We start from the raw sequence: 12,999 nt of genomic DNA, 5'->3' as shown, positions 1-12,999 counted from the left end.
CCCGGCCGACCGGAGGAACCGGACACGGAGCCGGCCCCTGGCCCCGCCGCCGCAGCCGGTTCGGGTGCCCGGCACCGGGCACCCGGTGGCCGGGACCAGGACCCGGAACAACCCGGCACGAAATTCAACCCTGGCCCCGCCACCGCACCCGGCCCCGATCCCGGCAAGGGCGCCGGTGGAGGGCCAGCCGGTACAGGGCCGACCGGTCCTGGATCAGCCGGTGCCGGGTCGTCAGGTCCTGGGTTGGGCGGTTCTGGGTCGACCGGTGCGGGGTCTACCGATCCCGGGTCGGCCGGTGCGGGGTCCGCCGGTGCCGGGTCGGCCGGTGCCGGGTCGGGCGGGGCTGAATCGGCCGGTGCCGGGTCGGCTCGTACTGGGCCGGGCGGTGGCGGGTCCGGTGAGGGAGTTCGAGATGGCGTCGGCGAGGTGCGGGTGATCGCTCAGCGGGTGCGGGCCTGTTCGGGGGTGATCAGGCTGTCCGGGGGACCGTTCGGGACGGTGGCCACGTACATGCCGGGCGAGCGGCTCCTGGGCGTGTCGGTCAACGACCGTGAGGTGGAGATCGCCATCGTCGCCAGGATGGACCGCCCGCTGCCGGAGACCGCCGACGAGGTACGGCAGGCCGTGACGGATCTGGCCGACGGCCGCCGGGTGAACGTGCGTATCGACGACATCGTGGAGGAACCATGAACAACGCCCACTGGCCGACGCTGATCGGCCTGGCCGTCGGCATCATCCTCGGCCTGACGGCGGCGTTCGGCGGGCTGACCGCGTTCCTGCTCGTCCTCGTGCTCGGCGCGGCCGGCTTCGTCGTCGGCCGGGTCGTCGAGACCGGCGAGGTGAACCTGTCGAGCCTGTCCACGAGGCGGAGATGACCGACGTCACGCCGGCGGAGAGCACGGCCACCGTGACGGTGCCGGCGCAGCGCCGCCCTCCGCAGCCGCCGCCGGAGGGGCGGGGCCGCACCGAGGTCGCCGACCAGGTGGTGCTCAAGATCGCGTGTCTCGCGGCCGCGGAGGTTGCGGAAGTGCGCGAGGTGCACTGCAGGACGGCGCCCTGGGGCCGCTCCCCGGGCGCCGGTGCGGCGCCCGGACGGGGTCGTCAGCCGGGCGGGAAGGCCGCTCCATGGAGGCGTGGCGGGAAGGGCGCGACTTGGGGTGGTTCGGCGGGTGGGAAGGCCGCGCCTTGGGGGCGTTCGTCGAGCGCCGAGGTGCGGCGCGGCCGGGCCGGCATCCGCCTGCACGTGAGTGTCGCCTACCCGGCGCCGCTGCGCGTCGTGGCCGCCCGGCTGCGGGAGCACGTGAGCCGCCGCGTCGCCGTCCAGACCGGCCTGGAGGTCAGCCGCCTCGACGTGATCGTGACCGACCTGGACGGTGAACCGCGATGACCACGCAGGAGATGTGCACCGTACCTCCCGACGACGAGGGAGGCGCGCACCGGGCCGAGCCGCCGCGGCGGGGCCGGACAGCGGGCAAGACAGCCGACCGGGGGGCCGGCAGGGCCGCCGACAGGGCGGCCGTGCGGGCGTTCCGGCCGCGGCGCAGGGTCCCCGCCATCGTGGTGAGCGTCCTGCTCACGCTTCTCGGCCTGCTCGTCGCCGCCGAGACGATCTCGGGGCTCGTCGGCCGGCCGCTGCGCCTGGTGCCCTACGACGGGATGCTCTCGTGGGCGTCCGCGACGTTGTGGTCGAGTCCGCTGTTCCTGCTCTCCTCGGCCGTGGTGACGCTGCTCGGGCTGGCCCTGCTGGCGGTCGCGCTGGTGCCGGGGCGGCCCAGCATGGTGCCCGCGCGCAGCGGCGATCCCGGCCTGATCATCGGCCTGCGGACCAGGACCGTCACCAAAGCCCTCGCCCACGCGGCTGAGGAGGTGCCCGGCGTGCACGCGGCGCGGGCCAGGATGCGCGGGCACACGGTCGTCGTCACGGCGGCCACGTCCGGGTGGGACAGGGAACGCTTCGGCGAGGAGGTGCGCGGCGCCGTGCTGACCCGGCTCGCGGCGCTGGAGCCCGTGGAGCCGTACCGGGTGGTCGTCAACGTCAAGGAGCCCAGGTGAGCGGGAAGATGGGCCGGGTCAACCGGTGGGGGCTGGCGCTGGTCGGGCTGGTGCTGACGGTGCTGGGCGGCCTCGCGCTGGCCCGCGGCCTGGGCGCGTTCGGCACGGCGGGCACTCCGGTCGTGGACGGCGGCGTGCGCGGGTTCTTCGCGCGTACCAGCCCGTGGAGCTGGTGGGTCGTCGCGGTCGTGGCGCTCGCCGTCGCGCTGCTGGCGTTGTGGTGGCTGCTCGCGCAGGCGCGCGCGGAGCCGCGCGGCCCGCTGCGCGTCGAGTCGGGGCCGACCGGGGTGACCGAGGTGTCGCCCGGTGGCATGGCGCAGGCGGTGGCTGACGACGTCGTGTCGGGCCCTTCTGTGCTGAGCGCCCACGCCGACCTCGTGAACGCGCGCGGCAGCCCCTCCGTACGGCTGCGCGTGGTCGCCGACGAGTCGGCCCCGCTGCACGAGCTCAGCGGGCACCTGTCCACGGTGGTGCTGCGGCACGTACGCGACGCGCTGGAGCGGGATCAGGTGCCGGCGATCGCCCGCGTTAGCCTGGAGCCCTCACCTTCGCCGCACCGGGTGGTGCGCTGACGAGAGGGGTTCTCTGGTGTCCGTCGTGAAGATCAACGTGCTGACCGTGCCCGCCGACATGCGTACGGAGCTGGAACAACGGTTCTCGAAGCGGGCCGGGATGGTGGAGTCGGCCGACGGGTTCGAGTGGTTCGAGTTGCTCAGGCCGGTGGAGGGCACCGAGCGCTATCTCGTCTACACCCGCTGGCGCAGCGAGGAGGACTTCCAGAACTGGCAGCAGGGCCAGGCGTTCCAGCGCGGGCACGCCCAGGCCGCGCAGGCGCAGGGACAGGGGCACGGTCACGGTCAGGGCCCCGCGGCGACCGGCTCGGAGGTGTGGTCGTTCGAGGTGGCGGAGAGCGCCGGCCCGAAGGGCTGAGCGCTCTCACGCGTCGAGCGGGTTGCGCGCGATGCGGTCGACGATGCCGTCGCGGACGAACCCGCCGGCGAAGCTCGACGGCTTGCGCGCGCCCTGGTCGGCGATGCACGCGCTGAACTCCTTGGCGATCTCCAGCCGCGGATGGCGCGCCAGCACCTCGGCGCGCACTCCTTCGGGGATCTCGTCGGTGTGCCGGCCCGAGATGTCCATGCCGGTCGAGAGCTCCAGCAGGTGGCCCTCCGGGTCGTCCTCCACCGGCACCTCGGCCCACATGTGCCGGATGATCACTTCGGCGGCGCGTTCCCTGCGCTCCGGCGACCAGCCGGCGCCGGCGCAGAAGGCCCAGGCCACGTGCCCGCCCGCCTCCTCGTACGGCACCGTGTGGCTGTCGTACTCGGCGACCAGGCCGATGTCGTGCAGCATGGCCGCCACGTACAGCAACTCGGCGTCGAAGGCGATGGAGTGCGCCTGCCCGTGAGCGGCGGCGAACAGGTAGGCGCGGATCGAGTGGTTGAGCAGCGAGGGCGTGTGGTAGCGCGTGGCCACTTCGAGCGCGCCGCGGCAGGCGGGCGTGTCGGGGAGCACCAGGTCGTCGAATCTCACGGCACCAGCATCTCTTCCCCCGCACGGGCTCCGCCAGCCGGGGCACCGGCGCCACATCGAGCGGCTAACGAATCGGACACTCGGCTTGACCCGGTGATCGCGGGAGCGAAAGCATGTGCCGCCCTCATTGTTCTGTCCCGGAAGGAACTGGCGTGCGCCGGTTTGCGTTACCTCTTGCCCTCACGCTCACCCTCGGCGGGTTGGCCGGCCCCGCTCAGGCCCGCGATCAGGGCGGCGCCCAGGCCGACAGGGTGGCCCGCACCGCGGAGTGCCAGGGCGACTGGCTGCCCGGCACGCCCACGGCCACCGACGTCATGAAAGGTGAGATCTCGCTGGTCGGGTTGCCGGCGTACAAGCTCGGCAAGAAGATCAACTGGTCGGCCAGCCCGTACAAGAACCGCTCGTGGGAGTACGTGTTCCAGTCGCTGCGCTGGATGGGCACGCTGGTCGTCGAGTACGAGAACACCGGCGAGCAACGCTACCTGGATCGTGCCACCGAGATCACCAAGGACTGGGTGACGAAGAACAAGCGAGGGGCGCGCGGCACGAAGCCGTACGTGTGGAAGGACCACCCGGTCTCGCTGCGCACGCAGCCGCTGCTCTGCCTGAGCCGGCACGTCGACGCCGGCTGGCTGAAGGACAGCCTGGCCGACCACGCCAAGCTCCTGTCGGACCCCCGGCTGTACAAGAAGGGCCACAACCACGGCATCGACCAGGACATCGCGCTGCTGGGGATCGGCTGCAGATACGGCCGCACGGACTGGGCGAACCTGGCCTCCCGCCGGCTGACCGGCACCGTGAAGCTGGACGTCGACAGCCAGGGCGCGCTCATGGAGCAGGCCCCGCGCTACGCGGTCTACGTGTACGGCCGGCTCCAGGTCGCGACGGCCGGCATGAAGGCGTGCAAGCGGAAGGTGCCCGGCGAGATCACCAAGCGGGCCGAGGCGCTGAAGGACTTCATCGCCCACTCGACCATGCCCAACGGGTACATGGTGCCCATCGGCGACGGCAGCGCCGACACCGAGCCGAAGATGGACGCGGGGACGCCGAAGCAGGAGGTCAGGACCTACCGCGCCGGTTACGTCTTCGGGCGCACGGCCTGGGGCGAGCCGGATTCGGCGTACTACTCGATCCGGTTCGGGCCCGGCATGAAGTACCACGGCCACGAGGACCACCTGGGCGTGACGTACTACGCGGAGGGGCGCGACATCCTGGTGGACGGCGGGTTCCACTCGTACGAGAAGAGCGCCTACCGCTACTGGACGCTCTCCCCCGAGGCGCACAACGTGCCCACGGTGGTGGGCGGCAAGTTCCGGCCCCGCACGCCGAGCAAGCTGGTCAAGACGTCCTACGGCAAGGACCGGCAGGCGTTCAGGCTGACGGACAAGGCGTACGGCGCGAGCCGTACCAGGTCGGTGCTGGTGAACCACGGCGACGACCTGATGGCGGTGCTGGACACCGCCTCCGGCGGCAAGAAGGTCAGGAACGTGTGGCGTTTCGACCCGTCGCTGAAGCTGGTCTCGAAGGGCGGCGGCAAGGTGGTGCTGGGCGACGGGAACTTCAAGGTCACGCTGCTGCAGCTGTCGTCGTGCGACCGGGTCGGCGGGCAGAAGGTGGAGCGCGGCGGCAAGCTGGGATGGGCGTCGCCGACGTACCTGTCGAAGAAGCGCACGAACGTCGTGGTGTCGCCGTCGGCCAGGTCGTTGCTGACGGTGATCGTGCCGGGCACCGACTCGCCGAAGGTGTCGTGTTCCGGCGGGAAGGTCACGGTCGAGGGCGTGTCGTTCCCCTCCGGCCTGCTCTAGCGACGGGCGCAGGGGGCCCGTGCCCCCTGCGCCGGTCAAGCCGTCAAGCCGTCAAGCCGTCAAGCCGTCAAGCCGTCAGGATACCTCCCTGCCCGCGCGGAGCAGGCCGTACGTCACCGCCTGCTCCAGAGCCTGCCACGAGGCGTCGATGATGTTCTCCGCCACCCCGACCGTGGCCCATTCGGAGGTCTCGTCGCTGGAGGTGATGAGGACCCGCGTGATGGCGTCGGTGCCGTGGGTGCCTTCGAGGATGCGGACCTTGTAGTCGACCAGCTCCAGCTTCGCCAGCTCGGGGTAGAGCTGCTCCAGGCCCAGGCGCACCGCCTTGTCGAGGGCGTTGACGGGGCCGTTGCCCTCGCCGGTGGCGACGATGCGCTCGCCCTTGGCGTGCAGCTTGACGGTGGCCTCGCTGACCAGCTCGCCGCCCTTCGTGCGCTCGACGATGACGCGCCAGGACTCGACCTCGAAGTGCCGCCTGCGGGAGCCGTGCAGGGTGTCGCGCAGCAGCAGCTCGAACGACGCGTCGGCGGCCTCGAACGTGAAGCCCCGGGACTCGAGGTCCTTGACCCGCTCGACGAGGGTCTTGGTGGTGTCGGGGGTCAGCTCGTAGCCCAGCTCCCTGCCCTTGAGCTCGACCGAGGCCCGGCCCGCCATGTCGGAGACGAGCATGCGCATGTCGTTGCCGACGGCGGCGGGGTCGATGTGCTGGTAGAGGTTGGGGTCGACCTTGATGGCGCTGGCGTGCAGGCCGGCCTTGTGGGCGAAGGCGGACATGCCGACGTAGGGGGCGTGGGAGTTGGGCGTGACGTTGGTGACCTCGGTGATCGCGTGGGCGATGCGGGTCATGTCGGCCAGCGCCTCCCGCGGCACCAGGTCGAAGCCGCGTTTGAGCTGGAGGTTGGCCACGACGGTGAAGAGGTTGGCGTTGCCGGAGCGCTCGCCGTAGCCGTTGGCGCAGCCCTGCACGTGGGTGGCGCCGGCCTTGACCGCGGCCAGGGTGTTGGCGACGGCGCAGCCCGTGTCGTCGTGGCAGTGGATGCCGACGCGGGCGCTGGTCTGGACGGCCTCCTGGACGATCTCGGCGAGCTCGTCGGGGAGCATGCCGCCGTTGGTGTCACACAGGGCGATGACGTCGGCCCCGGCCTCGGCGGCGGTCCTGAGGACCTCCAGCGCGTAGGCTGGGTTGGACTTGTAGCCGTCGAAGAAGTGCTCGGCGTCGAGGAAGACTCGCTGTCCCTCCGCACGAAGGTGAGAGACCGTGTCGCGGATCATCGCGAGGTTCTCCTGGAGAGTCGTGCGGAGGGCCAGCTCCACGTGCCGGTCGTGGCTCTTGGCGACAAGGGTCACGACCGGCGCGGCGGATTCGCGCAAAGCGGCCACCAAGGGGTCGTCGGCTGCCTTCACACCGGCCCGGCGGGTCGCGCCGAACGCGGCTAGTTGCGCGTGTTTCAGGTCGAGCTCTGTTCGAGCCTGCCTGAAGAACTCTGTGTCCTTGGGATTGGCGCCCGGCCAGCCCCCTTCGATGAAACCCACGCCCAGGCCGTCCAGATGCCGCGCGATGGCGATCTTGTCGGCGACGGTGAGGTTGAGCCCCTCCTGTTGCGCGCCGTCACGCAGCGTCGTGTCGTACACGTGGAAGCGGTCGTCGGCCATGGGTGTTCTCTTCTCTCCGGAAGGCTCGCGCTGGGTGTGGTCTTTTCGGAAAACAAAAAGACCCCTCACGGACGTGAGAGGTCTGCGCGCTGGCGGTGTCCTTTGTCAGCCAGCGCGCCTGCCGATAATGAGCAGACCGTAGAACATGATGCTCACCAGTCTGCCATACGCATTCACCATCTGGCACGCGGGTCTCACCGAGTGGACATCCGTGTCGTGCGGGGCGTCACACGACGACGCCGTCGCCACCGGTGATGGCGCGTTCGAGCGCCGCCGCGTCGAACACCTCGTTGCCGAGCATCCGCCCGTCGAGCAGCACGGTGGGCGTGCCTTCGATGCGCACCTTCGCCGTCTGCTCAAGGTGTTCCTTCGCGTACGACTGCGACCTGACGCACTCGTCCACCGCCGCCCCCGCCTTCCTGGCCGCCCCGGCGAGTTCCTCGACGGTGAACCCCGAGGCCACGCCGTGCGGCGCGGGCTGCATGGCGTACAGCTGGTCCCTGAAGGCCAGCCAGTTGTCCTCGGGAACGCAGCGGGCGGCCGCGGCGGCGCGGATGGAGTTGGAGCGCATGGGCTCGTGTCTGAAGATCGTCACCGGATGGAAGACGATCTTGACCTTGCCCTCCTTCGCCAGGCGTTGCAGCGTGTCGTCCACGGTGTCGTGCATCTGCTTGCACACGGGGCAGTCGAAGTCCTCGTACAGGTCCAGCACGGGAGCCTGGCTCGACCGGTCCGCCAGGACCATGGACCCGTCCACCTGCCGGGTCAGCCGCACCTCACCGGACGACGCGCCCGGCTCCGCGAACGCCAGCACCCCGATAACGGCGATCACCGCGCACGCGACCGCCACCGCCACCAACCGCTTCACCATGCCACTCTCATCTCGTTGATCGCGCAGACCCTACCGGAAACAGAAACAATGGCGGCATGAAGGCATACCTCCTTGACCCTGTCATCGCGCGCTACGTATCCGAGCACAGCACGCCGCCCGATCCCCTGCTGGAGAGGCTGGAGAAGGAGTCGGCAGAGGCGACCGGAGAGAACGCGGTCAAGCAGATCTCACCCGACCAGGGCGGCTTCCTCACTATGATCACCCAGATCATGGCGCCCGAGGTGGCCGTGGAGGTGGGGACGTTCACCGGCTACTCGTCCGTGTGCATCGCCCGCGGGTTGTCCGGCGGGCGGCTGCACTGCTTCGACGTGAGCGAGGAGTGGACGTCCATGGCGCGCCGCTACTGGCAGGAGGCCGGCGTCGCCGACCGGGTGACGCTCACCCTCGGACCCGCCCTGGAGACGCTCGCCGCGTTCGACGAGACGATCGACCTGGCCTTCCTCGACGCCGACAAGGAGAACTACCCCGGCTACTACGAGCTGCTCATCAGCCGCATGCGGCCCGGCGGGCTGCTGGTCGTGGACAACACGCTGCGCCGGGGGCACGTCGCCGATCCCGCGCGCGACGAGGCCACGACCGTGGACATCCGCCGGTTCAACGACCTGGTGATCAGGGATCCGCGGGTGACGGTGTACATGCTGCCCGTCGCGGACGGGATGACCATGATCAGAAAGAGATAGCCGTACCACGGAATCGCCGCCCCGCGGGGGCGCCAGGCCCTACGCTTGGTGATCTCGTGACTACAAGAGGACGGCGGCATGGTCAGGCCACTCGAAGAGCGTTTCCGTACGGCCCGCGACTTGTTTCCCGAATATCGGGTGGAGACGGTCAAGGGCCGCATCGTGGTGAACGAGTCCGGCACCTGGCAGCACAACACGATCCTCTTCCGGCTGCTGCTGCAGCTGGTCGGCACGGCGGCCGGGCGGGGCTGGGAGATCTGGCCCAACATCACCGTCTATCTCGGCGAACACGCCGACCGGTACGTCCCCGACCTGACCGTGGTGCCGGCCTCTCCGAGGATGCACGAGGAGCACGCCGTGCACGGCGACGCGACGTTGCTGCTGGCCGACGTCGTCTCGGCCGGCAGCGGCTACGACGACTATTACGTCAAGCCGTGCGGCTACGCCCCCGCCGGGGTGCCGCTCTACCTGGTGATCGACCCGTTCCAGCGGTCGGTCAAGCTCTTCTGCGACCCCTCCGGCGGGTCCTACGCCACGGAGGTCGTGGTGGCCGCGGGCGAGCCGCTGCCGCTGCCCGATCCGTGGGGGCTCGCCGTCGACACGGCGCGGCTGATGTGACCCCGGGAGCGCCGCTCCCGGGGGATCACCCGGCTAGACGATCTTGTGCACCCAGTGGTGGGAGTCGGGACGGGAGCCGTACTGGATGCCGACCAGTTCGTCGCGCACCCGCATGGTGACCGGCCCGGGGGCGCCGTCGGCCACCGTCCAGGAACGGTCGGCGCCCTTGACGGTGCCGACCGGCGTCACCACGGCCGCCGTCCCGCACGCGAACACCTCCGTGAGCTCGCCCGACTCGCAGCCCGCCTGCCACTCCTCGACCGAGATGAGCCGCTCCTCGGTCTCCAGGCCGAGGTCGCCGGCCAGTTGCAGGATCGAGTCCCGGGTGATGCCGGGCAGCAGGGTGCCGGTCAGCGCGGGGGTGACGAGCTTGTCGCCGAAGACGAAGAAGAGGTTCATCCCGCCCATCTCCTCGACGTACCGGTGCTCGTGGGCGTCCAGCCACACCACCTGGTCGCAGCCGTTCTCCACCGCCTGCCGCTGCGCCACGAACGCCGCCGCGTAGTTGCCGCCGCACTTGGCGAAGCCGGTGCCCCCGGGGGCGGCGCGGGTGTACTCGGTCGACAGCCAGACCGAGACGGGCTTGAGCCCGCCGGTGAAGTAGGAGGCCGCGGGAGAGGCGATCACCATGTACTTGTAGGACTTGGACGGGTAGTTGACGCCGAGCCCAGCCTGCGTGGCGATCATGAAGGGCCGCAGGTAGAGGCTGTGACCCTCGGTCGTCGGCACCCACTCCCTGTCGGTCTGCACGAGAAGCTCCAGCGATTCGACGAACGTCTCCTCGGGCAGCCCGGGCATGGCCATGCGGGCCGCGGAGCGGTTGAAGCGGCCCGCGTTCGCGTACGGGCGGAAGGTCACGATCGAGCCCGTGGTCTGCCGGTAGGCCTTGAGCCCCTCGAACAACTCCTGGGCGTAGTGGAAGACCGACGTGGCCGGGTCGAGGGAGAGCGGCCCGTACGGCATGAGCCGGGCGTCGTGCCAGCCCTCGCCCTCGGTGTAGTCGATCGAGATCATGTGGTCGGTGAAGGTCTGCCCGAAACCGGGGTTCGCCAGTACCTGCTCCCGCTCGGCCGCGGTGCGAGCGTGGTCGGATAGCTGCACGTCGAAGCTGAGCTTCTGAGCGATGGTCATGACGGCGGTCCTTCTCTCTGCGAATCAACGAACGGGGGCCGCTGAGGTGCGGTGTCGAGCAGCGCCGCCCCGGAAAAGGGCAGCCCGTACTTCCTATTGTCTCGCTATATGGGATGGCAAGCGGCCGTTGGGGTGGTCAGGCCGTTGGCACACCAAAAAGCGCCTGGCGTCCGTGTCGGATCGCCAGGCGCTCGCGGGGCTAGGCGGTCCTAGCCGGATACTCGCGCGGTGATGTCGTCACCGATCTCGTGGGTGGAGCGGCCGGGACGCCGCTCGACGATGTCGGCGGCGACCGCCTGCTCGACCCTGGCCGCCTCCGCGCGCAGGCCGAGGTGGTCGAGGAGCATGGCGACGGACAGGATGGTCGCGGTCGGGTCGGCCTTGCCCTGCCCGGCGATGTCGGGTGCGCTGCCGTGCACCGGCTCGAACATGCTGGGCGCGGTGCGCTCGGGGTTGATGTTGCCGCTGGCCGCCATGCCGATGCCGCCGGCGATGGCCGCGCCGAGGTCGGTGATGATGTCGCCGAACAGGTTGTCGGTGACGACCACGTCGAACCGCTCGGGCTGGCTCACGAAGAACATCGAGGCCGCGTCGATGTGGGTGTAGTCGGTGGCGACGTCGGGGTATTCGCCGGCCACGCGGTCGACCGTGCGCTGCCACAGGTCGCCGGCGTAGGTGAGGACGTTGGTCTTGTGGACCAGGGTGAGCTTCTTGCGCGGCCGTGACCGCGCCTTCTCGAACGCGTAGCGCACCACGCGCTCGACGCCGTGGGCGGTGTTGAGCGACTCCTGCGTGGCGATCTCGTGGGGCGTGCCGCGCCGCATGACGCCGCCGGTGCCGGCGTAGAGGCCTTCGGTGCCCTCCCGGACGACGATCATGTCGATGTCGTCGGCCGACGAGCCGGCCAGCGGGGTCGGCACGCCCGGGAACAGCTTGACCGGGCGGAGGTTGACGTAGTGGTCGAACGCGAAGCGGAGCCGCAGCAGCAGGTCGCGCTCGAGGACGCCGGGCGGCACGCTGGGGTCGCCGACCGCGCCGAGCAGGATCGCGTCGTAGCCGCGCAGCTCCTCGAGCACCGCGTCGGGCAGCGTCTCGCCGGTGCGGTGATAGCGGGCTGCCCCCAGGTCGTAGTGGGTGGGCTCGATCTTGGTGCCCACGGCCTCCAGGACCTTGAGTCCTTCGGCCACGACCTCGGCGCCGATGCCGTCACCCGGGATGACGGCCAAGCGGATGTTACGCGACTCCATGGGTGGTTACCTTACCGGCTCGTCTCGTCTGACGAACACATCATCTCAGCTTTCGGACGTTTCGGGCGGCCAGGGGCACGCGCGGGTCGCGCCCCGGCCACATCCGGCGCTAGTGGCCGGAACCCTGCGGAGCACCGCCGTTGTCCCTGCGGTCCAGCGCGGTCTGCACGGCCTCGGCGGCCTCGTCGTCGTGCTCTTCTGCACGGTTCCAGGCATACATCTCGTACATGTGACTCATCTCATTTCGCGGATGCGTTCCGATGGAAAGCCGGACTCCGGTCACGAATCCGGGCGAGTCTGCTCTCGTGGTCCGGGGTCACGGACTGGAGGAAGGGTCTTAACGGCCGACGCAGCGCCACTCACCGCGGCGAGTCGTCGACCTGCCCTAACAGGCCCCGCCGCGGCAGGTAATAAGTACGAGCACCTGGCGCATCTCCGCTACAGTACCTCAGCCGTCTCGTTGGACGTCCTACTATCTTGCATGCTGAGACGCGAAAGGCCGCCGCCCCAGGCGGGACGGCGGCCTCGTACGGACCGGGGAGGGTCAGTCCTCCAGGTCGACCGAGCGGCCGCTCTCGGCGCCGATCTCGGCCACGATCTGGTCGACCACGTCGGCCGGGATCGCGGTGTCGACGGTCAGCGCGATGAGCGCCTTGCCCCCCTTGACCGACCTGGCCACCTGCATCGAGGCGATGTTGATGCCGTGCTCGCCGAGGAGGCGGCCGACCACGCCCACGATGCCGGGACGGTCGGTGTAGGTGAAGAAGGACAGGTGGGCCGTCGGCTCGATCTCCATCTCGTAGCCGTTGACCTCGACGATCTTCGTGATCTGGCGAGGGCCGGAGAGCGTGCCCGACACCGAGACGTGGCGGCCATCGGCCAGCACACCCCGCACGGTCACCACGTTGCGCCAGTCGGGGCTCTCCGAGCTGGTCACCAGCTCGACGTTCATGCCGCGGTCCTTGGCCAGCAGCGGCGCGTTGACGTACGTGACCTGCTCCTCGATCACGTCGGCGAATATGCCCTTCAGCGCGGCCAGCTCGATGACCCGCACGTCCTGCGCGGCGATCTCGCCGCGCACCTCGATGTCGAGCTTGGTGGCGACCTCGCCGGCCAGCGCGGTGAACACCCGGCCCAGCTTCTCGGCCAGCGGCAGGCCCGGCTTGACGTCCTCGGCCACCACGCCGCCCTGGACGTTGACGGCGTCGGGCACGAACTCGCCCGCCAGCGCCAGCTTCACGCTCCGCGCGACCTGGGTGCCGGCCTTCTCCTGGGCCTCGTGCGTGGAGGCGCCCAGGTGCGGCGTGGCCACGACCTGGTCGAGCTCGAACAGCGGGCTGTCGGTGCACGGCTCCTTGGCGTACACGTCGAGGCCCGCCCCCGCGACC

General features: G+C 70.3%; 15 protein-coding genes. 9 read left to right on the top strand and 6 right to left on the bottom strand.

Annotated elements, in window-relative coordinates; genetic code table 11:
* Nucleotides 1-426: 426 nt before the first annotated feature.
* From E1292_RS10285 to E1292_RS10260, 6 genes are read left to right on the top strand one after another with little or no spacing between them, the layout of a single operon-like run.
* A complete protein-coding gene (locus E1292_RS10285; protein WP_181958210.1) occupies nt 427-690 on the top strand; it encodes a hypothetical protein in 264 nt (87 codons plus the stop codon).
* A complete protein-coding gene (locus E1292_RS10280) occupies nt 687-875 on the top strand; it encodes a DUF2273 domain-containing protein (RefSeq protein WP_132334488.1) in 189 nt (62 codons plus the stop codon). The genes E1292_RS10285 and E1292_RS10280 overlap by 4 nt, the downstream gene beginning before the upstream one ends.
* A complete protein-coding gene (locus tag E1292_RS10275) occupies nt 872-1,387 on the top strand; it encodes an Asp23/Gls24 family envelope stress response protein (protein ID WP_132594431.1) in 516 nt (171 codons plus the stop codon). The genes E1292_RS10280 and E1292_RS10275 overlap by 4 nt, the downstream gene beginning before the upstream one ends.
* Nucleotides 1,384-2,052 carry a DUF6286 domain-containing protein gene (locus E1292_RS10270; protein ID WP_132594429.1) on the top strand — a complete coding sequence of 223 codons (669 nt, stop codon included), beginning with the start codon at nt 1,384-1,386 and terminating at the stop codon, nt 2,050-2,052. Before E1292_RS10275 ends, E1292_RS10270 begins: the two co-directional genes overlap by 4 nt.
* On the top strand, nt 2,049-2,624 hold the full coding sequence (locus E1292_RS10265; RefSeq protein ID WP_132594427.1) for a hypothetical protein: 576 nt from the start codon (nt 2,049-2,051) through the stop codon (nt 2,622-2,624). Before E1292_RS10270 ends, E1292_RS10265 begins: the two co-directional genes overlap by 4 nt.
* 16 nt (nt 2,625-2,640) lie before the next feature.
* A complete protein-coding gene (locus E1292_RS10260; RefSeq protein ID WP_132594425.1) occupies nt 2,641-2,982 on the top strand; it encodes an antibiotic biosynthesis monooxygenase family protein in 342 nt (113 codons plus the stop codon).
* A 6-nt stretch (nt 2,983-2,988) separates the two neighbouring features.
* Here E1292_RS10260 and E1292_RS10255 read toward each other — a convergent pair whose 3' ends face one another.
* Entirely contained in the window at nt 2,989-3,585 is a 597-nt protein-coding gene (locus E1292_RS10255; protein ID WP_132594423.1) for an HD domain-containing protein, read from the bottom strand.
* 152 nt (nt 3,586-3,737) lie between these two features.
* Here E1292_RS10255 and E1292_RS10250 point away from each other — a divergent pair, with 152 nt between their 5' ends.
* Entirely contained in the window at nt 3,738-5,390 is a 1,653-nt protein-coding gene (locus tag E1292_RS10250; protein WP_246090036.1) for a heparinase II/III family protein, read from the top strand.
* A gap of 75 nt (nt 5,391-5,465) precedes the next feature.
* Here the strand turns inward: E1292_RS10250 and cimA are convergent, their stop codons facing one another.
* Together cimA and E1292_RS10240 are read right to left on the bottom strand one after the other, a co-directional pair.
* The gene (gene cimA / locus E1292_RS10245; RefSeq protein ID WP_132594419.1) at nt 5,466-7,043 is read right to left on the bottom strand and encodes a citramalate synthase; all 1,578 of its coding nucleotides are present in this window, start codon (nt 7,041-7,043) and stop codon (nt 5,466-5,468) included.
* 226 nt (nt 7,044-7,269) lie between these two features.
* Nucleotides 7,270-7,914, bottom strand: a complete 645-nt coding sequence (locus tag E1292_RS10240; RefSeq protein ID WP_132594417.1) for a DsbA family protein — start codon at nt 7,912-7,914, stop codon at nt 7,270-7,272.
* A gap of 56 nt (nt 7,915-7,970) precedes the next feature.
* Here E1292_RS10240 and E1292_RS10235 point away from each other — a divergent pair, with 56 nt between their 5' ends.
* Together E1292_RS10235 and E1292_RS10230 are read left to right on the top strand one after the other, a co-directional pair.
* Nucleotides 7,971-8,615: an O-methyltransferase gene (locus E1292_RS10235; RefSeq protein ID WP_132594415.1), complete on the top strand. Its 645-nt coding sequence runs from the start codon at nt 7,971-7,973 to the stop codon at nt 8,613-8,615.
* 78 nt (nt 8,616-8,693) lie between these two features.
* Nucleotides 8,694-9,233: a Uma2 family endonuclease gene (locus E1292_RS10230; RefSeq protein ID WP_132594413.1), complete on the top strand. Its 540-nt coding sequence runs from the start codon at nt 8,694-8,696 to the stop codon at nt 9,231-9,233.
* Between the two features lie 33 nt (nt 9,234-9,266).
* Here E1292_RS10230 and E1292_RS10225 read toward each other — a convergent pair whose 3' ends face one another.
* From E1292_RS10225 to E1292_RS10215, 3 genes are all read right to left on the bottom strand, one after another.
* Entirely contained in the window at nt 9,267-10,364 is a 1,098-nt protein-coding gene (locus E1292_RS10225) for a branched-chain amino acid aminotransferase (RefSeq protein WP_132594411.1), read from the bottom strand.
* A gap of 209 nt (nt 10,365-10,573) precedes the next feature.
* Entirely contained in the window at nt 10,574-11,611 is a 1,038-nt protein-coding gene (locus E1292_RS10220; RefSeq protein ID WP_132594409.1) for a 3-isopropylmalate dehydrogenase, read from the bottom strand.
* A gap of 544 nt (nt 11,612-12,155) precedes the next feature.
* On the bottom strand, nt 12,156-12,999 hold an 844-nt coding region (locus E1292_RS10215), incomplete at its 5' end, for an ACT domain-containing protein (RefSeq protein WP_132594407.1).

Origin of the sequence: Nonomuraea deserti, assembly GCF_004348685.1 — a bacterium.
GTDB lineage: Bacteria > Actinomycetota > Actinomycetes > Streptosporangiales > Streptosporangiaceae > Nonomuraea > Nonomuraea deserti.
This window is presented reverse-complemented; position numbering and strand designations above follow the sequence as displayed.